Here is a 25,767-nt window from a genome sequence, read left to right on the forward strand (position 1 = left end):
TCGGGGATGTCGACGATGTCGTCACCAGCCGGACGGACCCGCACCGACCGGCAAGGAGTTTACAATATGTGTAAACTCTCGGGTCGGGGCGCTCGCGGCGTCTCGAACCAGCGCGTCACTCGATCTGGCAATCCCCGGCCGCGTTGCCGCGGAACTCGTTGACCTCGCAGGCGTCTCTGTTGACGGTGCCGTCCGCGTGGACGAAGAGGCCCCAGTTGCCACCGTCCAGCAGCTCGCTGTTCCGCAACGTCAGTTGCGCGGTGCGCAACCGCGTGCCGACTTCGACGGTCCCCGGGTGGTCGCCGCCCCCGCCGTACTCGACGACGACACGGGCAAGCAGGTTGTCGGCCGAGTCGGAATCGCGTACGTGGACGCCGTTCCACCAGCCCGGCGTCGACTCCGTGCCCGTGAACACGATGGGGTCCGACTCGGTGCCCTCGGCGACGAGGATGCCGCGCTCGTTCACGACGAGACCACCGGACTCCTCGAACCGCAGTCTGGCCCCCGCTTCGATGTCGAGTCGGGCCTCGACGACTTCCACCACGTCGGAGATGTGATACGGGACGCCCAGCGACGGGAACGTCCGTGACTCCGTGTATATCGGCTCCCCCCGAACGACCACGGCGTCCTCGCCGTTGCCGGTGAACGAGGACTCCGGGTCCAGCGAGTGGACGTTGTCGGCGGTCGTCGCCACGGGTCCCGCCGCGTTGTCCGTGTAGACGTTGCCCGCAGACGTGGGCGTCTGCCCGTCCGAATGGACGTACAGCCCGTACGCTGCGCCGTGACGGAGTGTGCAGTTGGTGAGTTCGATGCTCGCGGTGCGCAGCCGCGTGCCGACCTCGACGGTCCCCGAGCGGTCGCCGCCCCCGCCGTACTCGACCACGCAGTGGTTCAGGACGTTCTCCTCCGCATCCGAGTCGGAGAGGTGGATCCCGTCCCACCAGCCCGGCTCCGCCGTCGTGCCCGTGAACGTGACCGGTTCGTCGGCGTTCCCGTCGGCGACGAGGACGCCGTCCTCCCACACCTCGAATCCGGTCCCTTCCCCGAACTCGACCGTCGTTCCCGGCTCGACGGTGAGGGTGGCGGCGACTTCGACCGCCCCGGTGACCACCCAGCGCGTGTCCGCCGTGAGCGTGCGGTCCTCGCCCAGGTAGCCGGAGAGCTCCGCCGTCTCCACCGGTTCGTCGGGCGTGGCCGTCCCGTCCGCGTCGGGTGCGGGCTCCCAGCCACCCGCCGGGAGCAGGACGCCGCCGGAGTCGAGGAGTGCGAGGCTGTCCTCGTCCAGGTCGTCGCGCCGTCGCATGAGCATCGAGTTCCCCTGTGCGTACGCCATGTCCGCCCTGAACAGCGTGTCGCCGGGGAACAGCGCGTCGCCAGGGAACAGTGTATCACCAGGGAACAGCGTGTCGCCAGGGAACCAGGTGTCACCGGGGAACAGTGTATCACCGGGGAACAGTGCGTCGCCGGGAAACAGAGCGTCGCCGGGGAAGTACGAATCACCGGCGGCGTACACGGCGGCCCGCTGGAGCACGGCCGCGTCGGCCTCGCTCCCGGTGTCCAGTGCATCCCCGGGGAACAGCGTTCCGCTGTTCTCCAGGAACGTCACGATCTCTCCCTCGGGAACGCCTTCGCGCACTGCGTTTGCGACGTATCGACCCTCCACGGCCTCGATGTCCTCGTCGACCAGCGCGTCTCCGGGGAAGAGTGCGTCGCCCGGGAACCGGGCGTCGTCGGGGAGTGCGTCGTCGAGCGCCGAGAGTTCGCGTTCGTCGAAGCTGTCGCCGGGGAAGAAGAAGACGCCCCCGTCCAGCGAGAGCGAACCGGGCGCTGCAACCGTGCCGTCCTCGACGAACACGTCCCCGCCGACGGCCACCTTGTCGTCTGCCGTCATCGGCGTGTACGACGGGTCCTCGACCGGTGGGTCGAGGATCTGTGCACCGGAGACGGCCATCGCCACCTCCTGGGCCTCGATGTCGCGGGTCGTCCTGTAGAACTCGTGGTCGTCCGCGTCGTCCCGACCCTCCTCAGACGTTCGCTCCGACGTCGGTTCAGTTCGGGTACGCGTGGGTGTCCCACCGTCGTCCGACTGTTCGGTACAGCCGGCGACGGCTGCCACCGTTGCGACCGCCAGAAGCTCGCGCCGTTTTAACATACGCCATATGTTAGGTCACTCAGTAAAAATGTTCTGCCCAGTGGTCTGTTCCCTCACTTCGTTCGCAGCCGGGACGGAGGCCGGGAACTCGCGTTCGACAGAAACCGACGGTTCCCGGGTTTAGCTAGCCCTGATGGCGTAGCTTGCTGTGGTTTCTGGCAGTCGCTATCTGTGGCTCCCTACCTGACGCATTACGTAGTCGACCACCGACCAGTCGGGCTGCCCATACTTTGGACGCCACGGAGACCGGGTCACGACAGCCAGCCCTGGAGCCAGAACACGCCTTCGACGTCGTCGCCGGGTTCGGGCACGTAGCCGTCGCAGACGTGCTCGGCGGCGTAGAGCGAGATCTCGTAGTCGGTCCCGTGGGCGTCGCGAAAGAGGGGCACACGGCAGCGGTAGAGGGTCACGTCGCCGAACTCGCACTCGCGCACCGACTCGATGCGGGTCTGGAACACGTAGTCGTCGACGTCGCCGCCGTCGAACGGGACGAAGCCGGCCATGCCAGCGGTGGAGAACTCGTGTTCGTCGTCGACGGTGAGCGTCTCGTCGTCGGCCGGGTTGAGGTCGTAGCAGAGCGCGGCGAGCTCGACCTGGCGGGGGCCCTCGATGGGTTCGTCGATGGTGACGAAGTTGGTGGCGAACAGCGAGACGGTGGCGTCGCCGAGGGTGCCGGTCAGCTGGGCTTCGGCGCCGTTGGCCCACGGGACGACCGACTGGACGGTGAGCTCGTGAGTGAGACCCTCGGCGACGGGGTAGGCGGTCCACAGCTCGCCGCCGGTGCTGGTGACGACCAGCGTGGAGACGGGGCCGGCACCGGCACGGTAGCCGACGACCGGCTCGCCGTCGCCGGTGCGCCACTCGGTCGGCATCCCGGACTCGACCGCGCCGCGGATCGTGCTGATGACGTCCATCTGCCCCGTCGTCACGGTGTCCCAGTGGCTGCCGTGGCTGCCGCTCTTCTCGTCCTCTGTGGCCTCGTTGACGCCGCCACGGGCGCGGCCCTCGGGGTCGGACGCCGGCTCCGGTGCGACCTCGGCATCGTCGTGGCCGGTCGCCGGCTGTGGCTCGGGGTCGTCGCCGCCGAAGAGGCCCCGGACGCGGTCGAACAGTCCCATGTCTCGGACTGCGTGGCGACGCGTGAAGGGCTTTCCGTCGTGGGGGCGGCCGGCATCAGCAGGGGTGGGGGCGTGCGGAGGGTGGACTGCTGGTGTCAGACCGCATTCGACAGGTCGGCCCGCAGCTCGCCCAGAATCGTGGTGGAGAGCCCGGCGACGAGGCCGCCGAGGACCGCGAACCCGACGAACGTCCCTGCGACGAGACTGGCGATGGCGACCTCCTGCCAGAACGTGAGGAGTTCCGGTGCGGCGGTGTTGATGCCGACGTGGACGCCGTTCTCGTGGTAGCCGACTGGCGCGAACGCACCGGCGCTGGCGAGGTAGACCAGGGCGGCCCACGGCAGCGAGCCGAGGAGACCGGCGATACCGCCGGCGACCGCACCGCGCAGGGGGTCGGTCGTGCCGCGGCCGGCGAGCCAGCCGCCGAGGGCGGCTCCGATACCCGTGGGCGCGGTCACCAGCACGGCGACGCTGCCGAGGAGTACTCGTGCGATCCGCGTCGGGAGAGGTGGCTTCGAGCGTGCCATCTATGTCCCGACAGATGCGGGCGACGGGTATCGTCCCGGCCGGCTGGCTTCAGGGGCTGAAGCCAGCCGAAACGTGGAGGATGGCCGAACAGTTATTGTGTGCTGTGGAGATGTCAGATTTGCCGTGTCCGACTCGCCAGACGTCGCCGCCCTCACGGACCTGCTCGCCGACGACTGTGCCCGACAGATCCTCGTCGAGACGAAGGAGCAGGCGTGCTCGGCGGCCGTGCTCAGCGAGCGGATCGGGGTGTCCGAGCCGACGGTGTACCGGCGGCTCGAACGGCTCCGTGCGGCCGACCTCGTGACCGAGGAGGTGCAGGTGGTCACCGATGGGAAGAACTTCAGCGTCTACCGCGCACAGCTCGACGGCGTCGAGTTCGACCTCACCGAGGACGGGTTCGAGGTCACCGTCTCGCGCCGCCAACGGATGGCCGACCGGTTCACGCAGCTCGTAGAGGACATGTGATGATGCTCGAACTCCCACTCCAGTCGTTCGACCTGGAAACGCTCAGTCTCGCCCGCCAGCTCAGCGAGATAGTCACCATCGTGCTCGGACTGGCGATCAGCTACATTGCCTACCGCGGCTATCGGCGGAACCAGAGCCGTGCGATGCTGTTCGTCGCGGCGGGGTTCGTCCTCATCATCGGCATCCCCGCGGTCGTGACGGTACTCCTCTACTTCCTGCTGGACGTCCCCATCGAGATCGTCAACAGCGTCGGTCAGGTGAGCGAGCTCGTGGGGATGACGGCCATCCTCTACGGCCTGTGGACCCCCCGCAGCGGCTGAACCGGACGACGGGACGGCACGACCGACAGACGGGATTGGGACAACTCATATTGTGTTCGGCCTGCTATCCTGCATCATGTACGTCCGGGACGCGAAAAACAGGGAGGAAGTGTGGTTGCTGGACCACATCGAGGCCATGGGACTGGACGGTACGGCGTTCCGGTCGCGCGATTACGTCGTGGCCATCGACGAGGAGGCCGGCTCGAAGGCCGGCTTCGGACGCATCCGTGTCCACACCGCGGGCGACGGAGAGCGCACACAGAGCGGGCGGCGAGACCCCGACGAGGACGACGTCTGCGAGCTGACGAGCATCGGCGTGCTCGAGGGGTGGCAGGGCCAGGGCGTCGGCGCGCACATCATCGAGCGGCTGGTCGAGTACGCGGGCGACGCCGGCTTCGAACAGGTGTACGCGCTCACCGACGAGGGCGGCTACCTCGCGCAGTTCGGCTTCGAGGCCATCGACGTCGACGACCTGCCGCCCGTGCTGCAGGAGCGCCTGACCGAGAAGCGCGAGTCGACGACGCCTGACGCCCGGCCGATGCGCCTCCGGGTGACGGAGCTCACCATGCCGACCCGGTTCCGCGAGCGGTTCAAGGAGGCCGGAGAGGAGGAGTCGCCGGAGCCGGAGGAGACGCCGGAGGACTTCGGCATCGACCCGGAGAAGGCGACGTACAAGTACGATACGGGGCGATAGGGCGTCGTTCCGCCCTGCGAGGCCCCCTCCGTCTCAGGGGGTGCCCAGCTTGTCGTGTCGCTGGTAGAGGTAGGCCGCACCGACGACGATGTTCACCAGCCAGACCGCCAGCAGGACCACCCAGAGAGCGGTGCTCGGTCGCCAGTCGCTGTTCGCGCAAACGTACTGCATATCGAAGTAGGCGGCGAGAGGGAGTCCGAACCAGGCGAGCAACGTGAGGAACCCACCCAGCGCCCCCAGCGCGTCCGGTGCCGCACCGGCGATGACGAAGACGACCACCCACAGGCCGGTGCCGCCCGCGACGGCGTACCACCAGTTCTCGGAGACGGAGCTCTCGTACTGGCGGGGCGGCGTCTGGTGCGGGGACGATGCCCCACCGGACCCGGTCCCTTCCGCCGGAGAGCGGGACGACCGTCCCGGCGGCGGTGCGGTCGGTTTCTCGTTCTTCACGCCGCAGTCCGGGCAGATCTCGGCCGCCTTCTTGATGCGGTCGCCGCAGTTGCGACAGAACATCTCGTCGACTGCCTTCTGTCTCTTCTCGGCCATCGACTCACCAGGTTTCCCCGTGGCGGCGGAGTTCGCTCCGGGCGTTCCCGATGATGCTCGAGGTGTGTATCGGGACGATGATGACGCCGAACAGGAGGTAGTTGAACGTCAGGAAGTTGATGATGGCCAGCCCCGTCTTCCCGACCATCAGGTAGCCGACCGGCGAGAGGAAAAAGCCCATGAGGGCGACGATTCCCTTGTCCTTCCGGGCGACCTTCCGCAGCTCGTACGTCCGGGCGTCCGGCAGGCCCGACCCGCGAGGGCTGCGTCGTTCGGGTGCCGGCTCGATCTGGCGGACCCCGCACTCCGGACAGATCTCGGCGTGTTCCTTGATGACGACGCCACAGCTGGTGCAGAACACCTCGTCCGGGCCGACACCGCTTCGGACCTCACCATCGTCCCTTGTTGACATTACAGACTGAGTGACAGGCGGATGGAACAAAGCGCTTGTGCCCGTTTTCCACCGGTTTCGAGTGCTGGGTTGCGACCGACGGACAGGGGTGTGACGGCGGATTCTCGTCAGTCGAGCGTCGGGCGGGTACCGGGGTCGACTGCCATCACTCGGTGCCGGCGAACTCGTCGTCGGTCCGGTCCCCGACGAAGCCGTACTTGAACGCGATCCAGCCGAGGAAGCTGATGAAGAGGATGGGCGGGAGGATCATGAAGCCCCAGAGCGGGTCGAGCCCCCACCCGAGCAGGAGCACCACGTCCGCGAGGCCGAGCGCGAGGAACGGCGCGATGAACAGCGCGGCCTGCTTGCGCGACACCTCGTCGTCCTCATCGGGGATGGGTGCGCCGGCCGGGTCGACCGTCGAGTCGGGCGTCGCGCGGTCGTCGGTGCCGTCCATGGCCGACGGTCGGGTCCGGACGAGCAAAAGTGCCGCGGTACCACCCTCGGAGGGACGACAGAATCTCGACGGCCGAGCCCGTAGTACGGGTATGGACGCAGAGAGCGAGGCCGAGACCCGTCGCGTGTGGCTCGTCGAGCGCACCTACTCGGACGACGAGCTGAACATCGTCATCCTCACCTACGCGACGCCTGACGGCGAGTGGTATCACCGGAAGGAGCGCGCATTGACGAGCTTCACCGGCGACCAGCGTGAGACGCTCGCGGCGCTCGACGTGTCCGTCTCGAACCTCGGCCGGGTCGAGGACGACGAGGAGCGCGAGTGGTTCGCGACGGAGGCGTCGCGGATGCAGGCGGCGCACGAACCGGACGACGCCGTGTGAGCGGGAATCGTTCGACCGTTTCCGTCGGTTCGTCAAAGGTTAATGCGGAGGCCGTCGTGGCTTCGAGTAATGTTCGACGAAGACGACCTCGACGCCATCCGCTCCGCCAAGGAGGAGTGGGAGGCGGACGAGGTCGAACCGGTCGTCGACCGGTTCGGCGAACGCAAGGAGACGTTCACGACAGACACGGGGGGCCACGAGGTCGACCGGCTGTACACGCCGGACGACGTGGGTGACCTCGACTACGAGGACGACCTCGGCTACCCCGGGCAGGAGCCGTACACCCGCGGCGTCTACTCCACGGGCTACCGGGGCCGACTGTGGACGATGCGCCAGTACGCCGGGATGGGAACGCCCGAGGAGACCAACGAGCGGTTCAACTACCTGCTCGACGAGGGACAGACCGGGCTCTCGATGGCGTTCGACCTCCCGACACAGATGGGCTACAGCTCCGACGCCGCGATGGCCGCCGGCGAGGTCGGCAAGTCGGGCGTCGCCATCGACACGCTCGCCGACATGGAGACGGTGTTCGACGGCATCCCGCTCGACGAGGTCTCCACGTCGATGACCATCAACGCACCCGCGTCGGTCCTGCTCGCGATGTACATCGCCGTCGGCGACCGCCAGGGCGTCGACCGCGAGGAGCTCCGGGGCACCATCCAGAACGACGTGCTGAAGGAGTACATCGCCCGGAACACGTACATCTACCCGCCCGAGCCGTCGATGCGCATCATCACGGACATCTTCGAGTTCTGCGCCGACGAGACGCCGAAGTTCAACACCATCTCCATCTCGGGCTACCACATCCGCGAGGCCGGCTCCACCGCCGCACAGGAGATCGCGTTCACCCTCGCCGACGGCATCGAATACGTCGAGACGGCGCTCGACGCCGGGCTGGATGTCGACGAGTTCGCGCCCCAGCTCTCCTTTTTCTTCGCCTCCTACAACAACATCCTGGAGGAGGTCGCGAAGTTCCGCGCCGCCCGCCGGCTCTGGGCGAAGCTGATGGAGGAGCGCTTCGACCCGGAGAACCCGAAGTCCAAACAGTTGAAGTTCCACACTCAGACCGCCGGCTCCACCCTCACCGCCCAGCAGATCGAGAACAACATCGTCCGCGTCGCGTACCAGGCGCTCGCCGCCGTCCTCGGTGGCACGCAGAGCCTGCACACCAACGGGAAGGACGAGGCGCTCGCGCTCCCGACCGAGGAGTCGGTGCGGACCGCGCTGCGCACCCAGCAGATCCTCGCCCACGAGTCCGGCGCGGCGGACACCGTCGACCCGCTCGCCGGCAGCTACTACGTCGAGAACCTGACCGACGAGCTGGAAGAGGAGGCACGCGAGCTCATCGGCCGCATCGACGAGAAGGGAGGGATGCTCGAAGCCGTCGAGAGCCAGTGGGTGCAGCGCCAGATACAGGACACCGCCTACGACCGGCAGGAGGAGATCGAGGAGGGCGAGCGCGTCATCGTCGGCGTCAACGAGTATCAGGTCGACGAGGAGCCCGAGATGGACCTAGAGGAGGTGACCGAGGAGGACGAGCGCCGCCAGCAGGAGCGGCTCGCCTCCGTGAAGGACGACCGCGACGACGAGGCCGTCGAGGCGACGCTCGATGCGCTGCGCGGGGCCGCCCAGGGCGACGACAACCTCATGCCGTACATCGTCGACTGCGTGAAGGCGTACGCGACGGTCGGCGAGGTCTGCGACGTGCTGCGCGACGAGTTCGGGGAGTACCACCCCGGCAGCGCGCTCTGAGGGCGGAAACTACTCGCCGCCGAGTTCGAAGTCCGCGTTCCACGTCGCGCGGCCGACCTCGGTGTCGCCGTCGTTCGTGCGGTGGACGACCGAGACGTGGGCGGGGAAGTCGGCCTCGAAGCCGACGGTCGCCTCGTAGTCGACCTGGCCGACGCACTCGACGCAGCCGTCGACGTCGTTCTCCGTGGCTTCGAGGACGAGCTCGAACACGTCGGACTCGTCGTCGTAGCCCGACTCGGCCACGTCGACCGAGTAGCAGGGCGTCGGCGTGATGAACGTGCCCTCGACGGACACCTCCTCGTCGCCGTAGGAGACGGTCGCGGTGTGGTCCTGCGCTTCGGCGCACTGGCCCTCGCCCTGTCCGACGCCGATGGTCCGCGCGGCCGGGCTCGGGCAGGCCATCATCGTGCTGATGCCGCCGGTCTCGACGGACCAGTCCTCGGCGACCGTGATGGATGTGAAGCCGCTGTTGCACTCGAAGTCGCCGTGGTCGAGCTGGTGCTCGGTGAGGGTGCGGCCGTCGCCCTCGACGGCGAGGGTGTACTCGGCCGGGACGTAGAACACGACGGTGACGTAGGCGTCGGCCGAGAGCGTCGTGGTGCCGAGGTCGCGCAGCTGCAGGTCGTCGGACGACCCGGGGGTCGGCCGGGTCACCTGCAGCGCGAAGTCGCGCTCCTCGTCGGCGTCGTTGCGGACGTGGACCGGAACGGGCTTGTTGTTGTCCGCGAAGGCGACGCCCTCGGGGGAGCCGATCTCGAAGCGTGCGGCCTCGGTCTGCTCGTCGGGGTTGAAGTCCGAGCCGTCGTCGTCATCGTCGTCGGTGCCGTTCGGCGTGTCGGTGCCGTCGTCGTCGCCGGTCGTCGTGCCGGGCTCGTCGGTCGTCGGTTCGTCGGTGCCGGGGCCGCCAGCGCCGGTGTCGTCGATACAGCCGGCGACGCTCACCGCGCCGATGCTCGCAAGCGAACTCAGGAGGGTCCGTCGCTTCATACCCGGCTATACTCCCTCGGAGGGATTAACCCCTCTCCAAGCTGAAACGGGTCTTTTACCGGTCGAAACACCGGTCAAAGACGGCTTTCACCCATCGAGGGCGTCGAGGAGCGCGTCCACGTCGTCGGCGGTGTTGAACACGTGGATGGACGCACGGACGACGCCGGTCGTCGGGATGGAGCGGACCTTGATGCCCCGTTCGGCCACCCGCTCCACCGTCGCCTCGGGGTCGTCGTCGGCGAACGAGACCAGCCCGGTGTGGTACTCGCGGGGCGAGACGAGCCGGCCCTCGTCGAGGCCCGCCTTCAGCCGGTCGGTCAGGCGCTCGACGCGGGACTGGACGGTGCCGAGGCCGATGTCTTCGATGGTCTCGATGGCGGCCTGGAGACCGGCGTACGGCGCGGGTGCGACGGTGCCGAACTCGAACCGCCGCGCGCCCTCGACGTACTCGTAGGGGTCGGCGTACGGGTCGACGGTGTTCCGGTAGCCGAGCTGTGCCGGTGCGAGGGTCTCGGCGAACTCGGGGTCGACGTAGAGGAAGCCCGCGCCCCACGGTCCGAGCAGCCACTTGTGGCCGGAGGCGGCGACCGCGTCGGCCCCCCACTCCGTCACGTCGATGGGGTGCTGGCCGGGCGACTGGACGGCGTCGACGACCACGCGGGCCCCGGCGTCCTGTGCGCGCTCGGTGAGTTCACGGACCGGCGCGCGCACGCCGGAGGTCCAGGGGACGGAGCTGAACGTCGCGAGCGTCGCACCCTGCACCGCGTCCTCCCAGTCGTCGGGGTCGATCCAGCCCTGGTCGGTCTCCACGACCCGCACCTCGACGCCGTACTCGTCGCGGAGGCGTCGCCAGGGGAGGATGCCGGCAGCGTGCTCGACGTCGGTCCGCACGACCACGTCGTCCGAGTCCCAGTCCATCGCGAGCGGGAGCCGGCTGATGCCGTCGGTCGTGCTCCCGGTGAGCGCGACGTTGCCGGGGTCGGTGCCGATGTGCGAAGCCACCGTCGCGCGGGCCCCGTCGAACAGCTCGAAGGCGGGTTCGTACATCCCCGGCCCCGCCGCCGACTCGAACTCGTGGAACTCGTACCACGACTCGGTCGCGTCGACGACGTGGCGGGGACTTGGCCCGCTCGCGCCGGTGTTCAGGTAGATGATCTCGTCGAGGACGGGCATGTCGTCGCGGAGCTGTGATGGGTTCATGATGTGTCGTGTGTGTCGAGGCTATGAGTGGGTTTCTGCTTCGGCAGTGAAAACGAGGCGGGTGCGCGGCGGGTCAGTTCCCGCGGCGCAGGGTGCGGATGCCGAGGAGGCTGTACGCCGGGCAGGTCTGCGTGTAGCCGGTGACGAGCAGGACGAGCCCGACGACCGCGAGTAAGAGCGGTGCGCCGACGGTCGCGACGGTCCCGCTGCCGACGCTCACGGCACCCGATCCGACGACGATGGCGACGACGAGGAGCACTGCGCCGAGGAGGAGGCGGACGAGACGGTCTGTGGAGCCGACGTTGAGTTCCATACCAGTAATATTGTATTGTTGTCCCATAAATGCACACCACTGTTCTCGGTCCGTGGGAGCGACGCGACGGGGGCCGGAGTCTGTACCTTCTTGTCGGTGCGACGTGTCGGGTCGGGTATGCAGTTCGATCATGCTGGCGTCGCGACAGACGACGCGATGGGGATGGCGGAGCTGTACGGTGACCTGTTCGGCCTCGAGATCGCCCACGAGGAGGAGTTCGACGGGATGCACGTCGTCTTCCTCGACGTGGGCAACGGCTACTTCGAGCTCCTCGAACCCCTGGATTCGGGCGGCACGATTGCACGGTTCCTCGCGAACCGTGGCACGGGTATCCACCACTTCGGGCTCGCCACCGAGGACATCGACGCCGCCCTCGACAGGGTCCGGGAGTACGAGGTGCGGCTCATCGACGAGGAGCCGCGGCCGGGCGCGTGGGGTCACGAGGTCGCGTTCCTCCACCCGAAGGACACCGGCGGCGTACTCGTGGAGTTCGTCCAGCACTGAGCCGCCGTGAAGGCCTTCGAGGCCGACGCGTTGGCCCACCGGGAGACCCGGTCGCGGAACGGCTCGTACACCGGATCAGGCGGGTGCTCGGGGTCGAGCCACCGTGTCTCGACGACCTCGTCGTCGCCGAAGCGGTCACGAAGTCGGGCGAGTTCGCCGTCGACGTCGTCGCGCATCCGGTCGCCGATGTCGTGCGATGGCCCCCTTCCCGGGTCATGGCCAGTCGTGGGCGCGGTCCTCGATGGCGGGATGGAGGTCGTCCGGCAGTTCACGGAACCAGCACGCGCCGTTGAGCTCGCTGCTCTGGATGGCGACCTCGCCCTCGACGTAGTCGGCCTCGAAGAACGTGTAGAGCAGGTGTACCTCGCTGCCGGTCGACTCGTGGGTCCCGATGACGCGCTCCGCGAACAGGACGTCCGAGACCGAACAGTCGATGTCGACCTCCTCGCGGACCTCGCGTTCGGCCGCCTCCTCGGAGATCTCGCCGTCCTCGATGCCGCCGCCGGGGACCCCCCAGTGGCTCGTCCCGCGACCCATGATGAGCAGGACGCGGTCGCCGTCGTCTGCCGCCTCCTCGGGCATCGACTCGGAGAGTGCCGGGGCCTCGTCCTCGTCACGGCGGATCCAGCAGTACGCGCCCCCGATGTAGTCGTAGGCGTCGACGTCCGCCGTCCACCGCTCGTACTGTGCCTGACTGAGCGATTCCCGTTTCTCCACGACCGGGAACGCCACGTAGCGCTCCTGGAGGCGGTCGAGTCGGCGGTCCACCTCGGCCTCGTTGATGTACTCGGGCGGCATGGACTGCGTACGAAATCGGAGCGTCGACTAATAGCCGTCGAAATCCAGTCGTCCACGAGTCGACGGAACGCCGCCGGCGGACCGAAACTGAGCTCTCCGCCGCCGACGTCCCCAGGGGTATGACGAGCAACGAGACCGCGGTGAAGGAGATCGGCGAGCTGGCGCTCCGGGTGGTCGACCTCGACGAGATGACCGAATTCTACCGGGACGTGGTCGGGCTCGTCGTCCTCCGGCGGTTCGAGGGGAGCACGTTCTTCGAGCTCCGGGAGGGCCACGGCGGACACACCCAGATACTCGCGCTGTTCGACCGCTCGGGTCAGGCTGACTACGTCCCGCCCGCACCCGCACGGACGACCGTCGACCACTTCGCGTTCACCGTCGACCTCGCCGATTTCGAGGCCGAGCGTGAGCGGCTGGAGGTCCTCGGCGTCGACCTCGACTTCGCGGAACACGAGTGGGTGTCGTGGCGGTCCCTCTACTTCTCGGACCCCGAGGGGAACCGCGTGGAGTTCGTCTGCTACGACGAGTCCATCTAGCCGAAGCTCTCGACGTTCGCCTCGTCGGCGTCGAGGCCGGCCGTCTCGAGCGCGTCGGTCGCACGCTCGCAGAAGTCGGCGAATCCGAAGACGAAGACGGTGCCCTCGTCGCCGTACTCGCCGATGGCGTCGCGCAGGTCGTCGTCTACGTCGTCGTCGAAGACGTGGATCGTCGCGCCCGCGCCTCCGAGTGCGTCAAGACGGTCCGTGTGGGCCGGGCCGTCGTCCTGATACAGCACGACCGCGTCGTGTCCGTGGTCGACCGCGCGCTCGGCGATGGCGACCGCGGGGCCGATACCTGGGCCACCAGCGACGACGACCACGTCGCCCTCGTCGTCGTAGCTGACGTTCCCGAACGGCCCCTCGATGGTGAGCTCCGCGCCGATGTCGAGGTCGGCCAGCCACGGTGAGATGTCGCCGTCCGGGTCGACCCCGACGGTCAGCTCGAACGTCCCGTCCACGTCGGGCGAGGAGAGCGTGTAGTACCGCGACAGCTCCTCGCCGTCGACCGTGGCACGCACGAGCACGAACTGGCCGGGGAGTGCCTCGAACCCGTCCGGTGTCTCCACATCTATCGCGACGGTGTCAGGCCCCACCGTCTCCACCGCTGCGACCGTAACGACCCTCTCGTCCATGGTCGGCGGTACCCATGGCACCCGTAAAGGCGTTCCTCTCCCGACTCGCGGCAAAACCGTCCTCGGCCCGTCGTCGGGTGTTTCAGAAGCCTTTTGCTCCCACGCTCGGTAGCCACAACACAACATGGCCGAGGACTTGAACTGGGCTATCGGTGGCGAGGCCGGCGACGGCATCGACTCCACCGGTAAGATATTCGCCCAGGCCCTCTCACGGGCTGGACGGCACGTATTCACCTCGAAGGACTTCGCGTCGCGTATCCGCGGTGGCTACACCGCGTACAAGATCCGCACGTCGACCGAACAGGTCCAGAGCGTCGTCGACCGACTGGACATTCTGGTCGCACTGACACAGCGGACCATCGACGAGAACCTCGACGAACTCCACGACCAATCCGCCGTCATCTACGACGGCGAGCGTTCCTGGGAAGCCGAGTACCCGGAGTACATCACCGGGGTCGACGTCCCGCTGAAATCGCTCGCGGAGGAGGCCGGCGGCGCCATCATGCGCAACATCGTCGCGCTCGGGGCCGCCTGCGAGATCACCAACTTCGCCATCAAGAACCTGGACGAGGCGCTGGAGAAGCGCTTCGGCTCCAAGGGCGAGAAGATCGTCGAGAACAACAAGAAGGCCGCCCGTCTCGGTCAGGAGTACGTCGCCGAGAACTACGACCTCGACGTCGACTACGACCTCGACGAGACGGACAACGACTACGTCCTGCTCAACGGTGACGAGGCCATCGGCATGGGCGCCATCGCCGCCGGCTGCCGCTTCTACGCCGGCTACCCCATCACCCCCGCGACGGACGTGATGGAGTACCTCACCGGCCGCATCGACGAGTTCGGCGGGCACGTCGTCCAGGCCGAGGACGAGCTGTCCGCCATCAACATGGCCCTCGGCGCTGCACGCGCCGGCGCACGCTCGATGACCGCGACCTCCGGGCCGGGCATCGACCTGATGACCGAGACGTTCGGTCTGGTCGCGACCAGCGAGACGCCGCTGGTCATCGTCGACGTGATGCGCTCGGGTCCCTCGACCGGGATGCCGACGAAGCAGGAGCAGGGCGACCTCAACATGACCCTGTACGGCGGCCACGGCGAGATCCCCCGCTTCGTCGTCGCGCCGACGAGCATCGACGAGTGCTTCTGGAAGACCGTCGAGGCGTTCAACTACGCCGAGAAGTACCAGACGCCGGTCTACCTCGTCGCCGACCTCGCACTCGCCGTCACCGAGCAGACGTTCCCGCCGGAGGCGTTCGACATGGACGAGGTCGAGGTCGACCGCGGCAAGGTCGTCGACGACGACACCGTCGGCGAGTGGCTCGACGACGAGGGCCGCTTCCGGGCCCACGCCAACACCGACGACGGCGTCTCCCCGCGTGCGTTCCCCGGCACCATCGACGGTGCCCACATGTCCACCGGCCTCGAGCACGACGAGCTCGGTCGCCGGACCGAGGACACGAACGTCCGCATCGAGCAGGTCGACAAGCGCAACCGCAAGGTCGACACCGCGCGCGAACAGGAGGACTGGGACTACCGCGAGTTCGGCGACCCCGACGCGGACAGCCTCGTCATCTCCTGGGGCTCGAACGAGGGCGCGATGCGCGAGGCCCTGGGCTACCTCGACGAGCGTGGTATCGACGTGCGCTTCCTCTCGGTGCCGTACATCTTCCCGCGCCCCGACCTGAGCGAGGAGATCGCCGCGGCCGAGACGACCATCGTCGTCGAGTGTAACGCCACCGGGCAGTTCGCGAACCTCATCGAACACGACGTGCTCGAGCGCGTCGAACGCATCAACAAGTACAACGGCGTGCGGTTCAAGGCCGACGAGCTGGCCGACGACATCGAGGAGAAGCTCGCAACGGAGGCGAAAGCACAATGAGTTCAGACGTAAAATTCACCGACTTCAAGTCCGACAAGCAGCCGACCTGGTGTCCGGGGTGTGGTGACTTCGGCACGATGAACGGCATGATGAAGGCGCTGGCGAACACGGGCAACGACCCCGACAACACGTTCGTCGTCGCCGGCATCGGCTGTTCCGGCAAGATCGGCACCTACATGCACAGCTACGCGCTCCACGGCGTCCACGGGCGCGCACTCCCCGTCGGCACCGGCGTCAAGTTCGCCAACCCCGACCTCGAAGTGATGGTCGCGGGCGGCGACGGCGACGGCTACTCCATCGGCGCGGGCCACTTCGTCCACGCCGTCCGCCGGAACCCGGACATCACCTACGTCGTCATGGACAACCGTATCTACGGGCTGACGAAGGGCCAGGCCTCGCCGACGAGCCGCCAGGACTTCGAGACGAGCACCACACCCGAGGGCCCCAAACAGCCCCCGGTCAACCCGCTCGCGCTCGCGCTCGCCTCCGGCGCGACGTTCATCGCGCAGTCGTTCTCCAGCGACGCGCTCCGTCACGCCGAGATCATCGAGCAGGCCATCGAGCACGACGGCTTCGGCTTCGTCAACGTGTTCAGCCCCTGCGTGACGTTCAACGACGTCGACACCTACGACTACTTCCGCGACTCGCTGGTCGACCTCCAGGAGGAGGACCACGACCCGACCGACTACCAGTCCGCGAAGGAGAAGATCCTCGAGGGCGACAAGGAGTACATGGGCGTCATCTGGCAGGACGAGGAGAGCGTCCCGTACCACGAGACCCACGGCGTCACCGAGAACATGGCCGACATCCCCGACGGCGCCGCCGACGGGACGATGGACCTGGTCCGGGAGTTCTACTAGACCATCTTTTTGCCGCTCGGGTTCTCGCTGCGCTCGAACCGCTCGCGGCAAAAACATGGATGAAAAAGGCCGGCGACTCGCTCCGCTCGTCGCCGGTGAACCGCGCTCGCTTCGCTCGCGCGGACGTTCTCATATTTTGTCTCGGCTCGCATCACTGCTGGTTGTTCGGTGGCATCCGCCTTCAAGGACAGACAGCCGCGTTCACTCCTCGTCGCTGTGTTCGATGTTCTCGATGAGTTCGAGGATGTCGTCGCGCTCGTCGGGCAGCTGGGTCGGGTGGCCGCCGATGGCCACGACGTAGTCGTCGCCGTGTTTGACGACGGAGACGTAGACGTTCACCTCGACCTCGCGGCCGGCGAAGTTCGTCGTCGTCGTGAACACGGCGACGTCGGTCTGCTGGCCGAGCATCGTGGCCTGCAGGGTGTCGGTGCGTTCGGCACCCGAGAGGTCGCCGTATGCCGTGTCGTACTGGCCGACGAGTTCGGTGAGTACCTCGCCCTCGCTCATGTTGGCGATGGGGTTCTGCGGTTCACCCACCACGTCGACCTCGTGGGTCGAGACGACCGCGAACACGCCGACGGTCTCGTCGATGAAGTCGTCCTGCTTCTCGTACTGCGCGACCCAGTTCTCGATGACGACGGTCCGATTGCCGAGGTCCTCGCTGGTCTGTTCGATGACCTCCTGCTCGACGGAGGCCTCCGTGTAGCCCGTCCCGCCGTCGCCGAGCGCGCTGTCGGCGACCGTCGCCCGGTCGGCGCTGTAGGTCAGCGGCTCCTCGCCGGTGATGAAGCCGATGCAGCCGGCACCAGTCAGCAGGAGGGTCACGGCGAGAACCGTCGCGAGGCGTCTCGAAGCCATGCTTCGTCCCTCGCCACCTCCGGCAATCAAGGTTCCGGCCTCTCCCGCTCAGCAGATGGGTTTCGGGTCGACGCCGAGCTCGGTGAGCGAGTCCGCGTAGTCGTCGTAGGCGAGCTGGACGACGTACTCGGCGACGGCCTGGGCGCGCTCCCAGTCCGCGTCGGTCTCGCAGTGGGTGTCGAGGAGTTCCAGCCCGGCGGCCAGCGACTCCTCGGTCTCGCTCCGGAGGTCGCGGAACAGGTCCGCCTTCCCGGCGTCGGCCTCGTTGACGAAGAAGCTGACCACCTGGAGATGGGTGCGGAGGCTGACGAGGCCGCGTCCGACGAGCCCTGCTGCAGCGCGTTCGACGGTGTCGTCGCGGTCCCGGAGGTACGCGTGCATCGGGCCGACGCCGTCGGGTTCGACGGCGTCACCGAGGGCGTCGACGACGCGCTCGTAGTGCTCGGCCTCCTGGGCGGCCACGTCCGCGAACACCGCGCTCGCCTCGTCGTCCGGCTCGTCGTCGGCCCACGATTCGAACGTCTCGCGGGCGAGGAACTCGCTGAACGCGGCGGCCCGGAGGACGGCTTCCTCGGACAGGTCCGCGTCGGTCAGGGCGACGAGCAGCTTCGAGGAGCCGAGTCGGTCGAGCTCGGTGGCCCTGGCCGACTCGACCGACTCGCGGAAGGCGGTCGCGTCCATGCCTGACGTGTCGGCCGGTGTCGGCTTCAACGTTGTCCCACACCGGTCGTTTCCGCGTTCCACCGTGTCTACAGGTGGGGCGGGCCGAGTGCCCGGGGGGTCGAGCTCGAGGGGTTCACGCACGGTTTTTATCCGCCCGCCGAGCGTACTGCGGGGTATGAGTGTCCCATCCGAAGCTGGCGGTGAGACCCCCTCGCTCGACGCCCGCGAGCTCGACGAGCTGGTGCGCTCCGGCGAGCCGTTCACGCTGCTCGACGTCCGCGACCGCGACGAGTTCGAAGCGTGGCACGTCGACGGTCCCGGCGTCACCGCAGTCCAGGTCCCACACGTGAAGTTCGTGCAGGCACAGGTCACCGGCGACGTGGACTCGCTCGTCGGCGAGGGCCCAGTCGAGCCCATCGTCGCGGTCTGTGGCCACGGCGAGGCGAGCGCACACGCCGCCGAACTCCTCGTCGATGCCGGCTACGACGCCCGGAACCTCGCCGGCGGGATGGACGCCTGGGCGCGTCTGCTCGTTGGCCGCGAGGTCGAGGGGGCCGCGGGCACCGTCGTCCAGTACGACCGGCCGTCGAGCGGCTGTCTCTCCTACATGGTGGTCGACGGCGACGAGGCCGCCGTCGTCGACCCGCTACGGGCGTTCGCCGACCGGTACGTCGCCGACGCGAACGAGCGCGGCGCGGACCTCCGCTACGCCATCGACACCCACGTCCACGCCGACCACGTCTCGGGCGTGCGGGCCGTCGCCGCCGCGAGCGACGCCGAGCCCGTCCTCCCCGAGCTGGCCAGGGAGCGCGGCCTCGCGTACGACGCACGCCCGCTGGCCGACGGCGAGTCCCTGGCGGTCGGCGACACGACCATCGAGGCCGTGGCGACCCCGGGACACACCACCGAGATGACGACGCTGGTCGCCGAGGGCGTGCTGTTCACCGGCGACGGGCTGTTCGTCGACGGCGTCGCCCGGCCCGACCTCGAGGAGGGCGACGAGGGCGCGGCGGAACTGGCGGCCGGCCTGTACGACTCCATCCAGGAACGGCTGCTCACCTATCCAGACGCGATGGTCGTCGCGCCGGGGCACCGCGACGACGAGACGCCGCGCGCCGACGACGGGACCGTCACCGCGACGCTCGGGACGGTACGCGACCGCGTCGAGGCGCTCTTGCTCTCCCGGGAGGAGTTCGTCGACTACGTGCTCGCCGACCTCCCCCCACAGCCCAACGAGTACGAGCGCATCATCGAGACGAACCTCGGCCGCGAGAGCCTGGACGACGGGACCGCCTTCGAGGTCGAGCTCGGGCCGAACAACTGCGCGGCGCGATAGCCTGCGAACGGTTCGCATGGGGGCTGAAGACTTTTATCGGCCGCACGGCGACTCCACAGCAATCAGATGAGCGACGTGCTGCCAGCGGAGATGAGCGAGGAACCGATCACCGTCGACCGAATCGTCACTGACCTGCGCGAGCTCGGGCTGTCGGCGGGCGACACCGTCTTCGTGCACAGCTCGCTGTCGGCCCTCGGGTGGGTCAGCGGCGGCCCGGCCGCGGTCGTGGACGCCCTCCAGCGGACCCTCACCGAGGACGGGACGCTGGTGCTGCCGACGTTCACGGGCGACTACTCCGACCCGAGCGGCTGGCAGAACCCGCCGGTCCCGGACGAGTGGGAGCCGACCATCCGCGAGACGATGCCGCCGTTCCGGCCCGAGTCGACGCCCTGTCCCCGGATCGGGGCCATCCCGAACACGTTCCGGTCGTACCCCGGCGTCGTCCGGAGCGACCACCCCGTCGTCTCCTTCGCCGCGTGGGGTGCCGACGCCGAGGAGATCGTCCTTCCACACCCCGACGACGAACCGCTCGGCGAGGGGACACCGCTCGCGCGCCTCTACGACCACGACGCGACGGTGCTCATGCTCGGCACCGACTACGCCACGGCCACCTCCTGTCACCTCGCGGAGTACCGCGGCGAGTTCCCGAAGGGCCGCGAGACCGGCGGCGGGCCGGCCATCCGCGACGGCGAACGGGTCTGGCTGGCGTTCGACGACGTGGCGCTGGACACCGCCGACTTCCCGCTGGTCGGTGAGGCGTTCGAACGGGAGTGCCCGACGGCGGTGACCGTGGGGCAGGTCGGCGAGGCCGAGACGCGGCTCGTCGACCAGCGTGCGCTCGTCGACTTCGCTGAATCGTGGTTCGAAGAGAACAGGCCGGAGTCGCTCGAATCGACGGCCGAGTCGGCGTAGCTCAGTCGTCACCCGCGGCGGCTTCGCTCGATTCGGCGCTCGTCGCGGCGTCGTCCTCGATGCTCGGCGGGTACTTGCCGCGGTCGAGTTTCAGGTCCGAGGCGGGGCGTGCCATACAGGTCAGTGCGAAGTCCTCCCGCTCTTGCTCGGTGAGGCCGCGGGCGGCGGGCTGGACGACGTCGCCCTCGACGATCTCGGCGGAGCAGGCCAGACACATCCCGACCCGGCAGGAGTACTCCTGTGCGATGCCCTCCTCGATGCATCGCTTCAGGATGGTCTGCTTGTCGGAGACGGTGATGGACTCGCCCGTCCCCACGAACTCGACGGTGTAGTCGGTCATGACTTCGGCTACAGCGGTTCCGAACAAAACTCTTTATCCACTTTCTGGGTTCCGAGCGACGACAGAAACGGGAGTAAAACGTTTTTTCCCTGCGGCTTCGACGGGTGAGCATGACAAGCCACGAGTTCGACGTCGTCGTCGCCGGCGCGGGGACGTCGGGGTGCTACGCGGCGGCGACCATCGCCCACGAGGGCTACGACGTCGTCGTCGTCGAGCGCAAGGACGCGGAGGAGGCCGGACACATCGCCTGCGGGGACGCACTCAAGGGCGCGGACGCGTTCCCTGAGGCCATCCCGAAGGAGAAGCTCGAACCCGCCTTCACGAACACCGGCGTCGACCACGGGCGCTTCGAGATCCCGCAGGAGGACACGGTGCTGGAGATCCCGGTGCCCGGCGAACTGGCGGTCATCGACCGCTGGGAGTACGGCCGCTGTGTCATCCAGGGCGCGAAAGAGGCCGGCGCGACGTTCCACTACGACACCGTCATCCAGGACGTGACACAGGACGACGACGGCGTCGTCACCGGCCTGAAAGCGAGCAAGAAGGGCGAGTCCGTCGAGTACGAGGCCGACATCGTCATCGACGGCGCGGGCGCGCTCTCGCTGCTGCAGGACACGGTCGACTTCTCCGGGTCGACGTTCGACACCAACGTCAACTACTCGCAGTTCTGCTCGGCCTACCGCGAGATCGTCCGCGTCGAGGAGCCCGTCGAGTGGGACGACGCGCTGGTGTTCAAGCCGACCGAGCGCGCCGCGGGCTACCTCTGGTACTTCCCGCGCACCGACACGGAGATCAACGCCGGGCTGGGCTTCCAGATGACCGAGGAGCCCATGGAGCTCGTCGACGACCTGAAGAAGGACCTCCGCGACCGCGAGGAGTTCGCGGGCGCGGAGGTCGAGGACAAACTCGGCGCTGCGCTCCCGACCCGACGACCCTACGACTCCGCGGTCGCGCCGGGCTACATGGCCGTCGGCGACGCCGCCGGACACGTCAACCCGACCACCGGCGGCGGCATCGCCGGGGCGGCCTACGCGGGCAAGTACGCCGGCGAGCAGGCCATGGAGGCCATCGAGCAGGGCGACGTGAGCGAGGCGGCGCTCTGGGAGTACAACGAGCGCGTCATGGACCACTTCGGCGCGCGCTACGCCGCACTCGACGTGTACAACATCCTCTCGACCGCCGTCGACGTGGACGACCTGATGGGGCTGCTCGCGTCACTGCCGGGCGAGAAGCTCGCCGAGGCGCTCTACGAGGGCAGCACCGAGATGAGCACGCTGTTCAAGGCCAAGCTCGCGGTCAAGAGCTTCGGCTACTGGCGGAACATCCTCCAGTTCTACCGCACCAAGCAGTGTGCCGACGACCTGCTGGACCACTACGAGCACTACCCGAGCAGCCCCGGCGAGTTCGAGATGTGGCAGGAAAAGCGCGACACGCTGATGGAGGCGGTGTACGAGACGACCGGTGCGGAGCCGAAGTACTGACTACCGCGACCTGGTCCCGATCTTCGTCGCCTGTTTGTCGCTCACGTCGGCGCGCTCGACGTCCGGGGTGAACGCGTCACCGCTCATCGCCAGCGCCGCGAGCGCGCCGCCGTTGGCGACGAACGCGAGGACGCTGCCGCCGGCGCCCGTCGTGACGATACCCCAGATGTTGACGGTCGCCGCCAGCGCGAACAGCAGCATGCCGACCGGGCGCGACCAGGTTCGCATCTGGAACAGCGCGCCGGCGACGAGCATCCGGAGCAGTCCGAACAGTTTCATCGCGCCGCCGAACGCGACGACGAGTGGCGATTCGAGCGATGCGCCGACGACCAGTAGTAGGCCGCTGTCGACCAGCGTCCAGAATCCCCCGAAGGCCGCGACGAGCGCCGCGAAGGTGACCGTCGTCGGCCGGTACGTCGGTCTTCCCATGGAAACCAGTTAGTAATATGAAAACAAAAAGGTGTGGCCTAAATTTTTCGTCCGACCATGGGATAGAATGCCTGCTCAGCGGTAGCCGGTGCCGATCTCGGTCGCGTGCATCTCCGAGGTGTCGGTGCGGCTGGTGACGAACGCCTCGCCGGCGGTGAGCAGGCCGACGGTGGCGATGCCGTTCGCGATGCAGAGCACCAGCGGGACGATGCTGACGCCGAACGTGACGAGTGCGTAGCCGCAGGTGACGGTCCACGCGAGGTGGAGCAGGACGCCCGGCGCGCGTGCCCAGCTGTAGTGCTGGTGGACCGAGGTCGTGACGAACGTCTGCAGGAATCCGGCGGCGAGCGCGGCGATGGCGAGCGTCCACGCGCCGTACTCGGCGACGACGTCCAGTGCCGGTTCCACCCCGAACGGTCCCAGCGCGAGTCCCACGACCACCAGTACCGACGCTGTGAGCCCCCCCACGAGCACCGCCGCCGAGAGACCGACGGTTCGGACAGCTGTATCGGACATTAATTTTGTCCAATGAGACGGTATCAAATAATACTTTCGGAGACACCTTCGCGAAAGAATTGGGGAAATTAATCCTCGTTGTCAGGGGCGCTCCGCTGCGACCGTCTCGATGGCCCCGGCGAGCACGTCGACGCCGATGGGGAGGGAGGCCTCGTCCACGTCGAACGTCGCGGTGTGGTGGCCGCCGGGGTGGTCCGTGCCGACGCAGACGTACGCGGCGAGGCCGCCGCGCTGCTGGACCGCCTGCATGAGGAACGTCGCGTCCTCGCTGCCGCCGAGGGCGTCCCGGTCGACCACGCGCTCCACGTCGGCGTTGCCGCCCGCGATGCGGCCGACGATGTCCACGAGCTCCTCGTCGCTCCGCGCGGATGGGGCCTCGCCGCCGACGCTGGTCTCGGACTCGCAGCCGTGCATCGCCGCCGCGTTCTCGATGACGCGGTGGGCGCGCTCGTCCATGTAGTCCTTCAGCTTCGTCGTCACGCCGCGGACCTCGCACTCCATGGTGGCCTCCTCGGCGACGATGTTCGTCGCGTTCCCGGCTTCGAGGTGCCCGACGTTGACCCGCGTCGCCCCGTCGGAGTGCCGCGGGATGGCGTAGAGGTTCTGGACGGCGGTGGCGACCGCCTGCACCGCGTTCTCGCCCTCCTCGGGCTTCGCGCCGGCGTGGGCGGGCTCGCCCGTGAACCGCACGTCGATGTGCTTCACCGCCAGGAACTCGTCGATGCCGCAGACGACCTCGCCGGTCGGGTGGTCGAGCCCGAGATGCAGCGCGAAGAGGTAGTCCACGTCGTCGAGGTGGCCCGACTTCGCCATCGCCTTCCCGCCGCCGACGAGCTCCTCGGCCGGCTGGAAGAACAGCTTCAGCGTGCCCGCGAAGTCGCTCTCTTTCACCGCCTCCAGCACGCCCAACCCGATGGTCGCGTGGCCGTCGTGCCCGCAGGCGTGCATCGCGCCGGTCTCCGACCGGAAGCCCTCCGCGGCGGGGACGTGGTCCTCGGCCGTCGACTCCTCGCGCGGGAGCCCGTCGATGTCGACGCGCAGCCCGACCGTCGGGCCCGCCCCTTGCTCGACGACCGCGACCGCGCCCGTGTGCCCGCCCCGGAGGCGTTCGAGGATGGACTCGTCCGCGCCCGCGTCGAGCGCCCGTTCGTACCACGATTCGAGCTCCGCCTCCGGGGGGACGGCCATCCGTTCGTCCGTATTCAGCGCCTCCGGGCCGACGTACAGCTCGTCGACGCCGATGGCCTCCAGCTCCTCGACGATGCGCGCCGTCGTCCAGAACTCGCGCCACGCCGGCTCCGGCTGGCGGTGGAACGCCCGCCGCAACGCGACGAGCCTGTCTCGGTCTACCATGTCCGGCCCGACGCGCCCGAGCCACTTAACCGCGGAGTTGCCGCCGCGTGTTTCCGGGTGTGGCGTCGCGTGTGACGGCCGAGAGTTTACGATATTTGTAAACCTTCACGGGCGACAGCGCCGAAGCAGCCGGGTGGCGCGCGGCTGTCTCGGAATCGCGGCGCGATTCCGATGGCCAGTGAGAGCTTGCTCTCACGCTGGCGAGACTGCGCGAGCGGTGCGGGGTTCGGGGTGAACGCTGGCGAGCGAGAACCGCGACTGCGAACGGGGAGCGTGCGACCCGTGAGCCCTGCGAGGGCTCCGCGAACGCAGTGAGCGGAGGCCAGCGAGACGACGGAGGAGCACAGCGTGGGTCCCGGGAGCCGAGCGGGAGTGGTTTTCTGGCTGTTCGAGGTGCCACTGTTTGCAACTGGAGAGGTCAGCGGAGAACGACCGAGAGAATATTGCCCGGCGAAGACCGATTACGAGCCCAGCCCGCGAATCTGTTCGACCTCGGCGGCGACGTGGACGGAGTCGGGGAACGCCGAGCCGGCGGCGATGGTGTGGGCGAGGTCGTCGTGGCCGACGATCTCGATCTCGCGCTTGTAGACGGTGTAGTCCCAGGCGTCGAACTGCGCGCCGTCGGCGCTGGTGGGGCGTTTGTACGTCGGGACACGGAGTCGGTCCGGTGGTGCGGAGTGGGGGCCTTTCATCTCCGCACCCTTGCGGGAGACGCGCTCGCGGATGTCCTCGACGACGCTGTCGAGGGCGGCACGGTCCCCGCTCTGGAGTGTGAGGCGTGTGACGAAGCTCATGGTCGTATTGGTACTGGTCGCGGCTGAAGGTCAAAAACCCATTGAGACGCGTCGGCAACCGGTCCGATATTCTCTTAACTGGTGACCCTTTACAAAGGGGTAATGGCAGTCGAAGCTACGAGCGCAGGTGCCATCCTCTTTCGCGACACGCGGGGCCGGCGCGAGTACCTTCTGCTCAAGAGCCGCCCTGGTGACTGGGAGTTCCCGAAGGGCGGTGTCGAGGGAGACGAAGAACTCCAGCAGACGGCTATCCGAGAAGTGAAAGAGGAAGCAGGCATCCACGACTTCCGTCTCATCGACGGATTCAGAGAAGAGTACGACTACGTCTTCGAGGCGGGTGGGGACACCATCCACAAGACGGTCCACCTGTTCATCGCCCGATCGTACGAGGCCAGCGCGGAGCTCTCGACTGAGCACCGCGACCTCCAGTGGCGGGACTACGAACAGGCGGTCAACACCGTCACGCAGGACGGTCCCCGCGACATCCTCGAGGACGCACACGAGTTCCTGAACGAACTCGAAACAGAGAAAGAAGCAGGCGACGACTAGTCGCCACCGGCTCCGCGAG

Annotated in this window: 32 protein-coding genes; 13 read left to right on the forward strand and 19 right to left on the reverse strand. The window is 68.0% G+C overall.

Going from position 1 to position 25,767, the window contains the following annotated elements; genetic code table 11:
* Positions 1-115 precede the first annotated feature (115 nt).
* From NOW55_RS09565 to NOW55_RS09575, 3 genes are all read right to left on the reverse strand, one after another.
* The gene (locus NOW55_RS09565; protein WP_256399872.1) at positions 116-2,152 is read right to left on the reverse strand and encodes a right-handed parallel beta-helix repeat-containing protein; all 2,037 of its coding nucleotides are present in this window, start codon (positions 2,150-2,152) and stop codon (positions 116-118) included.
* 251 nt (positions 2,153-2,403) lie between these two features.
* Positions 2,404-3,270, reverse strand: coding sequence for a hypothetical protein (locus NOW55_RS09570; RefSeq protein WP_256399873.1), 867 nt, complete (start codon positions 3,268-3,270; stop codon positions 2,404-2,406).
* Between the two features lie 95 nt (positions 3,271-3,365).
* On the reverse strand, positions 3,366-3,797 hold the full coding sequence (locus tag NOW55_RS09575; protein ID WP_256399874.1) for a hypothetical protein: 432 nt from the start codon (positions 3,795-3,797) through the stop codon (positions 3,366-3,368).
* 124 nt (positions 3,798-3,921) lie between these two features.
* On the opposite strand from NOW55_RS09575, the gene NOW55_RS09580 reads away from it, so the two are divergent.
* The 3 genes from NOW55_RS09580 to NOW55_RS09590 all read left to right on the forward strand — a co-directional run bounded on the left by NOW55_RS09580 (position 3,922) and on the right by NOW55_RS09590 (position 5,277).
* On the forward strand, positions 3,922-4,263 hold the full coding sequence (locus NOW55_RS09580) for an ArsR/SmtB family transcription factor (protein WP_256399875.1): 342 nt from the start codon (positions 3,922-3,924) through the stop codon (positions 4,261-4,263).
* A complete protein-coding gene (locus NOW55_RS09585) occupies positions 4,263-4,583 on the forward strand; it encodes a DUF7521 family protein (RefSeq protein WP_256399876.1) in 321 nt (106 codons plus the stop codon). Before NOW55_RS09580 ends, NOW55_RS09585 begins: the two co-directional genes overlap by 1 nt.
* Positions 4,584-4,659: 76 nt before the next feature.
* Positions 4,660-5,277, forward strand: coding sequence for a GNAT family N-acetyltransferase (locus tag NOW55_RS09590; protein ID WP_256399877.1), 618 nt, complete (start codon positions 4,660-4,662; stop codon positions 5,275-5,277).
* 33 nt (positions 5,278-5,310) lie between these two features.
* Here the strand turns inward: NOW55_RS09590 and NOW55_RS09595 are convergent, their stop codons facing one another.
* The 3 genes from NOW55_RS09595 to NOW55_RS09605 form a co-directional block, all read right to left on the reverse strand.
* Positions 5,311-5,823 carry a hypothetical protein gene (locus NOW55_RS09595; protein WP_256399878.1) on the reverse strand — a complete coding sequence of 171 codons (513 nt, stop codon included), beginning with the start codon at positions 5,821-5,823 and terminating at the stop codon, positions 5,311-5,313.
* Between the two features lie 4 nt (positions 5,824-5,827).
* Positions 5,828-6,235, reverse strand: a complete 408-nt coding sequence (locus NOW55_RS09600) for a zinc ribbon domain-containing protein (protein ID WP_256399879.1) — start codon at positions 6,233-6,235, stop codon at positions 5,828-5,830.
* A 145-nt stretch (positions 6,236-6,380) separates the two neighbouring features.
* Positions 6,381-6,671, reverse strand: a complete 291-nt coding sequence (locus NOW55_RS09605; RefSeq protein WP_256399880.1) for a DUF8142 family protein — start codon at positions 6,669-6,671, stop codon at positions 6,381-6,383.
* Between the two features lie 91 nt (positions 6,672-6,762).
* On the opposite strand from NOW55_RS09605, the gene NOW55_RS09610 reads away from it, so the two are divergent.
* The gene (locus NOW55_RS09610) at positions 6,763-7,053 is read left to right on the forward strand and encodes a DUF7967 family protein (RefSeq protein WP_256399881.1); all 291 of its coding nucleotides are present in this window, start codon (positions 6,763-6,765) and stop codon (positions 7,051-7,053) included.
* 69 nt (positions 7,054-7,122) lie between these two features.
* Positions 7,123-8,805, forward strand: coding sequence for an acyl-CoA mutase large subunit family protein (locus tag NOW55_RS09615; RefSeq protein ID WP_256399882.1), 1,683 nt, complete (start codon positions 7,123-7,125; stop codon positions 8,803-8,805).
* A 9-nt stretch (positions 8,806-8,814) separates the two neighbouring features.
* Here the strand turns inward: NOW55_RS09615 and NOW55_RS09620 are convergent, their stop codons facing one another.
* The 3 genes from NOW55_RS09620 to NOW55_RS09630 form a co-directional block, all read right to left on the reverse strand.
* Entirely contained in the window at positions 8,815-9,792 is a 978-nt protein-coding gene (locus tag NOW55_RS09620) for a hypothetical protein (protein WP_256399883.1), read from the reverse strand.
* An 87-nt stretch (positions 9,793-9,879) separates the two neighbouring features.
* Positions 9,880-10,992: an aminotransferase class V-fold PLP-dependent enzyme gene (locus NOW55_RS09625; protein ID WP_256399884.1), complete on the reverse strand. Its 1,113-nt coding sequence runs from the start codon at positions 10,990-10,992 to the stop codon at positions 9,880-9,882.
* 73 nt (positions 10,993-11,065) lie between these two features.
* A complete protein-coding gene (locus NOW55_RS09630) occupies positions 11,066-11,305 on the reverse strand; it encodes a YgaP-like transmembrane domain (protein ID WP_256399885.1) in 240 nt (79 codons plus the stop codon).
* A gap of 117 nt (positions 11,306-11,422) precedes the next feature.
* On the opposite strand from NOW55_RS09630, the gene mce reads away from it, so the two are divergent.
* Positions 11,423-11,809, forward strand: a complete 387-nt coding sequence (mce, locus tag NOW55_RS09635) for a methylmalonyl-CoA epimerase (protein ID WP_256399886.1) — start codon at positions 11,423-11,425, stop codon at positions 11,807-11,809.
* Here the strand turns inward: mce and NOW55_RS09640 are convergent.
* Both NOW55_RS09640 and NOW55_RS09645 read right to left on the reverse strand, forming a co-directional pair.
* The gene (locus tag NOW55_RS09640) at positions 11,743-11,985 is read right to left on the reverse strand and encodes a hypothetical protein (protein WP_256399887.1); all 243 of its coding nucleotides are present in this window, start codon (positions 11,983-11,985) and stop codon (positions 11,743-11,745) included. The two genes, mce and NOW55_RS09640, sit on opposite strands and share 67 nt — an antisense overlap.
* A gap of 37 nt (positions 11,986-12,022) precedes the next feature.
* Positions 12,023-12,607 (reverse strand): NUDIX domain-containing protein, encoded by a 585-nt coding sequence (locus NOW55_RS09645; RefSeq protein WP_256399888.1) that lies wholly within the window; start codon positions 12,605-12,607, stop codon positions 12,023-12,025.
* A 119-nt stretch (positions 12,608-12,726) separates the two neighbouring features.
* Between NOW55_RS09645 and NOW55_RS09650 the strand changes: the two genes are divergently transcribed.
* Positions 12,727-13,143, forward strand: coding sequence for a VOC family protein (locus tag NOW55_RS09650; RefSeq protein WP_256399889.1), 417 nt, complete (start codon positions 12,727-12,729; stop codon positions 13,141-13,143).
* Here NOW55_RS09650 and NOW55_RS09655 read toward each other — a convergent pair.
* Complete coding sequence (locus NOW55_RS09655) at positions 13,140-13,778, reverse strand: FAD-dependent oxidoreductase (RefSeq protein WP_256399890.1); 639 nt, start codon at positions 13,776-13,778, stop codon at positions 13,140-13,142. The genes NOW55_RS09650 and NOW55_RS09655 overlap by 4 nt on opposite strands.
* Before the next feature lie 124 nt (positions 13,779-13,902).
* On the opposite strand from NOW55_RS09655, the gene NOW55_RS09660 reads away from it, so the two are divergent.
* Complete coding sequence (locus NOW55_RS09660; protein ID WP_256399891.1) at positions 13,903-15,657, forward strand: 2-oxoacid:acceptor oxidoreductase subunit alpha; 1,755 nt, start codon at positions 13,903-13,905, stop codon at positions 15,655-15,657.
* The gene (locus tag NOW55_RS09665; protein ID WP_256298540.1) at positions 15,654-16,517 is read left to right on the forward strand and encodes a 2-oxoacid:ferredoxin oxidoreductase subunit beta; all 864 of its coding nucleotides are present in this window, start codon (positions 15,654-15,656) and stop codon (positions 16,515-16,517) included. Before NOW55_RS09660 ends, NOW55_RS09665 begins: the two co-directional genes overlap by 4 nt.
* Positions 16,518-16,718: 201 nt before the next feature.
* Here the strand turns inward: NOW55_RS09665 and NOW55_RS09670 are convergent, their stop codons facing one another.
* Both NOW55_RS09670 and NOW55_RS09675 read right to left on the reverse strand, forming a co-directional pair.
* Positions 16,719-17,375 carry a DUF6517 family protein gene (locus NOW55_RS09670; RefSeq protein WP_256399892.1) on the reverse strand — a complete coding sequence of 219 codons (657 nt, stop codon included), beginning with the start codon at positions 17,373-17,375 and terminating at the stop codon, positions 16,719-16,721.
* A gap of 48 nt (positions 17,376-17,423) precedes the next feature.
* Entirely contained in the window at positions 17,424-18,056 is a 633-nt protein-coding gene (locus tag NOW55_RS09675) for a rubrerythrin family protein (RefSeq protein ID WP_256399893.1), read from the reverse strand.
* Positions 18,057-18,213: 157 nt separating this feature from the next.
* Between NOW55_RS09675 and NOW55_RS09680 the strand changes: the two genes are divergently transcribed.
* Positions 18,214-19,374: an MBL fold metallo-hydrolase gene (locus NOW55_RS09680; protein ID WP_256399894.1), complete on the forward strand. Its 1,161-nt coding sequence runs from the start codon at positions 18,214-18,216 to the stop codon at positions 19,372-19,374.
* A gap of 66 nt (positions 19,375-19,440) precedes the next feature.
* On the forward strand, positions 19,441-20,286 hold the full coding sequence (locus NOW55_RS09685) for an AAC(3) family N-acetyltransferase (RefSeq protein ID WP_256399895.1): 846 nt from the start codon (positions 19,441-19,443) through the stop codon (positions 20,284-20,286).
* Position 20,287: 1 nt separating this feature from the next.
* Here NOW55_RS09685 and NOW55_RS09690 read toward each other — a convergent pair whose 3' ends face one another.
* Complete coding sequence (locus NOW55_RS09690) at positions 20,288-20,626, reverse strand: 2Fe-2S iron-sulfur cluster-binding protein (protein ID WP_256399896.1); 339 nt, start codon at positions 20,624-20,626, stop codon at positions 20,288-20,290.
* A gap of 110 nt (positions 20,627-20,736) precedes the next feature.
* On the opposite strand from NOW55_RS09690, the gene NOW55_RS09695 reads away from it, so the two are divergent.
* Positions 20,737-22,107: a geranylgeranyl reductase family protein gene (locus NOW55_RS09695; protein WP_256399897.1), complete on the forward strand. Its 1,371-nt coding sequence runs from the start codon at positions 20,737-20,739 to the stop codon at positions 22,105-22,107.
* Here the strand turns inward: NOW55_RS09695 and NOW55_RS09700 are convergent, their stop codons facing one another.
* From NOW55_RS09700 to NOW55_RS09715, 4 genes are all read right to left on the reverse strand, one after another.
* On the reverse strand, positions 22,108-22,536 hold the full coding sequence (locus NOW55_RS09700) for a hypothetical protein (RefSeq protein ID WP_256399898.1): 429 nt from the start codon (positions 22,534-22,536) through the stop codon (positions 22,108-22,110). It abuts the gene before it with no gap.
* 75 nt (positions 22,537-22,611) lie between these two features.
* Complete coding sequence (locus NOW55_RS09705; protein ID WP_256399899.1) at positions 22,612-23,052, reverse strand: hypothetical protein; 441 nt, start codon at positions 23,050-23,052, stop codon at positions 22,612-22,614.
* Positions 23,053-23,133: 81 nt separating this feature from the next.
* Complete coding sequence (locus NOW55_RS09710; protein ID WP_256399900.1) at positions 23,134-24,405, reverse strand: amidohydrolase; 1,272 nt, start codon at positions 24,403-24,405, stop codon at positions 23,134-23,136.
* Between the two features lie 461 nt (positions 24,406-24,866).
* Positions 24,867-25,199: an uS10/mL48 family ribosomal protein gene (locus NOW55_RS09715; protein WP_256399901.1), complete on the reverse strand. Its 333-nt coding sequence runs from the start codon at positions 25,197-25,199 to the stop codon at positions 24,867-24,869.
* Between the two features lie 102 nt (positions 25,200-25,301).
* Between NOW55_RS09715 and NOW55_RS09720 the strand changes: the two genes are divergently transcribed.
* Positions 25,302-25,748, forward strand: a complete 447-nt coding sequence (locus tag NOW55_RS09720; RefSeq protein ID WP_256399902.1) for a bis(5'-nucleosyl)-tetraphosphatase — start codon at positions 25,302-25,304, stop codon at positions 25,746-25,748.
* Positions 25,749-25,767 lie beyond the last annotated feature (19 nt).

It is taken from the genome of Haloarchaeobius litoreus (assembly GCF_024495425.1).
Classification (GTDB): Archaea; Halobacteriota; Halobacteria; order Halobacteriales; family Natrialbaceae; genus Haloarchaeobius; species Haloarchaeobius litoreus.

What these genes read in the sequence shown, in the direction of transcription:
- NOW55_RS09700 (WP_256399898.1), bottom strand. Translation starts at nt 22,536, where the DNA reads ATGGGAAGACCGACGTACCGGCCGACGACGGTCACCTTCGCGGCGCTC.
- NOW55_RS09715 (WP_256399901.1), bottom strand. Translation starts at nt 25,199, where the DNA reads ATGAGCTTCGTCACACGCCTCACACTCCAGAGCGGGGACCGTGCCGCC.
- NOW55_RS09600 (WP_256399879.1), bottom strand. Translation starts at nt 6,235, where the DNA reads ATGTCAACAAGGGACGATGGTGAGGTCCGAAGCGGTGTCGGCCCGGAC.
- NOW55_RS09705 (WP_256399899.1), bottom strand. Translation starts at nt 23,052, where the DNA reads ATGTCCGATACAGCTGTCCGAACCGTCGGTCTCTCGGCGGCGGTGCTC.
- NOW55_RS09605 (WP_256399880.1), bottom strand. Translation starts at nt 6,671, where the DNA reads ATGGACGGCACCGACGACCGCGCGACGCCCGACTCGACGGTCGACCCG.
- NOW55_RS09665 (WP_256298540.1), top strand. Translation starts at nt 15,654, where the DNA reads ATGAGTTCAGACGTAAAATTCACCGACTTCAAGTCCGACAAGCAGCCG.
- NOW55_RS09595 (WP_256399878.1), bottom strand. Translation starts at nt 5,823, where the DNA reads ATGGCCGAGAAGAGACAGAAGGCAGTCGACGAGATGTTCTGTCGCAAC.
- NOW55_RS09680 (WP_256399894.1), top strand. Translation starts at nt 18,214, where the DNA reads ATGAGTGTCCCATCCGAAGCTGGCGGTGAGACCCCCTCGCTCGACGCC.
- NOW55_RS09565 (WP_256399872.1), bottom strand. Translation starts at nt 2,152, where the DNA reads ATGTTAAAACGGCGCGAGCTTCTGGCGGTCGCAACGGTGGCAGCCGTC.
- NOW55_RS09675 (WP_256399893.1), bottom strand. Translation starts at nt 18,056, where the DNA reads ATGGACGCGACCGCCTTCCGCGAGTCGGTCGAGTCGGCCAGGGCCACC.
- NOW55_RS09690 (WP_256399896.1), bottom strand. Translation starts at nt 20,626, where the DNA reads ATGACCGACTACACCGTCGAGTTCGTGGGGACGGGCGAGTCCATCACC.
- NOW55_RS09660 (WP_256399891.1), top strand. Translation starts at nt 13,903, where the DNA reads ATGGCCGAGGACTTGAACTGGGCTATCGGTGGCGAGGCCGGCGACGGC.
- NOW55_RS09590 (WP_256399877.1), top strand. Translation starts at nt 4,660, where the DNA reads ATGTACGTCCGGGACGCGAAAAACAGGGAGGAAGTGTGGTTGCTGGAC.
- NOW55_RS09585 (WP_256399876.1), top strand. Translation starts at nt 4,263, where the DNA reads ATGATGCTCGAACTCCCACTCCAGTCGTTCGACCTGGAAACGCTCAGT.
- NOW55_RS09575 (WP_256399874.1), bottom strand. Translation starts at nt 3,797, where the DNA reads ATGGCACGCTCGAAGCCACCTCTCCCGACGCGGATCGCACGAGTACTC.
- NOW55_RS09685 (WP_256399895.1), top strand. Translation starts at nt 19,441, where the DNA reads ATGAGCGACGTGCTGCCAGCGGAGATGAGCGAGGAACCGATCACCGTC.
- NOW55_RS09640 (WP_256399887.1), bottom strand. Translation starts at nt 11,985, where the DNA reads ATGCGCGACGACGTCGACGGCGAACTCGCCCGACTTCGTGACCGCTTC.
- NOW55_RS09670 (WP_256399892.1), bottom strand. Translation starts at nt 17,375, where the DNA reads ATGGCTTCGAGACGCCTCGCGACGGTTCTCGCCGTGACCCTCCTGCTG.
- NOW55_RS09615 (WP_256399882.1), top strand. Translation starts at nt 7,123, where the DNA reads ATGTTCGACGAAGACGACCTCGACGCCATCCGCTCCGCCAAGGAGGAG.
- NOW55_RS09570 (WP_256399873.1), bottom strand. Translation starts at nt 3,270, where the DNA reads ATGGGACTGTTCGACCGCGTCCGGGGCCTCTTCGGCGGCGACGACCCC.
- NOW55_RS09645 (WP_256399888.1), bottom strand. Translation starts at nt 12,607, where the DNA reads ATGCCGCCCGAGTACATCAACGAGGCCGAGGTGGACCGCCGACTCGAC.
- mce (WP_256399886.1), top strand. Translation starts at nt 11,423, where the DNA reads ATGCAGTTCGATCATGCTGGCGTCGCGACAGACGACGCGATGGGGATG.
- NOW55_RS09650 (WP_256399889.1), top strand. Translation starts at nt 12,727, where the DNA reads ATGACGAGCAACGAGACCGCGGTGAAGGAGATCGGCGAGCTGGCGCTC.
- NOW55_RS09620 (WP_256399883.1), bottom strand. Translation starts at nt 9,792, where the DNA reads ATGAAGCGACGGACCCTCCTGAGTTCGCTTGCGAGCATCGGCGCGGTG.
- NOW55_RS09710 (WP_256399900.1), bottom strand. Translation starts at nt 24,405, where the DNA reads ATGGTAGACCGAGACAGGCTCGTCGCGTTGCGGCGGGCGTTCCACCGC.
- NOW55_RS09630 (WP_256399885.1), bottom strand. Translation starts at nt 11,305, where the DNA reads ATGGAACTCAACGTCGGCTCCACAGACCGTCTCGTCCGCCTCCTCCTC.
- NOW55_RS09655 (WP_256399890.1), bottom strand. Translation starts at nt 13,778, where the DNA reads ATGGACGAGAGGGTCGTTACGGTCGCAGCGGTGGAGACGGTGGGGCCT.
- NOW55_RS09610 (WP_256399881.1), top strand. Translation starts at nt 6,763, where the DNA reads ATGGACGCAGAGAGCGAGGCCGAGACCCGTCGCGTGTGGCTCGTCGAG.
- NOW55_RS09720 (WP_256399902.1), top strand. Translation starts at nt 25,302, where the DNA reads ATGGCAGTCGAAGCTACGAGCGCAGGTGCCATCCTCTTTCGCGACACG.
- NOW55_RS09695 (WP_256399897.1), top strand. Translation starts at nt 20,737, where the DNA reads ATGACAAGCCACGAGTTCGACGTCGTCGTCGCCGGCGCGGGGACGTCG.
- NOW55_RS09625 (WP_256399884.1), bottom strand. Translation starts at nt 10,992, where the DNA reads ATGAACCCATCACAGCTCCGCGACGACATGCCCGTCCTCGACGAGATC.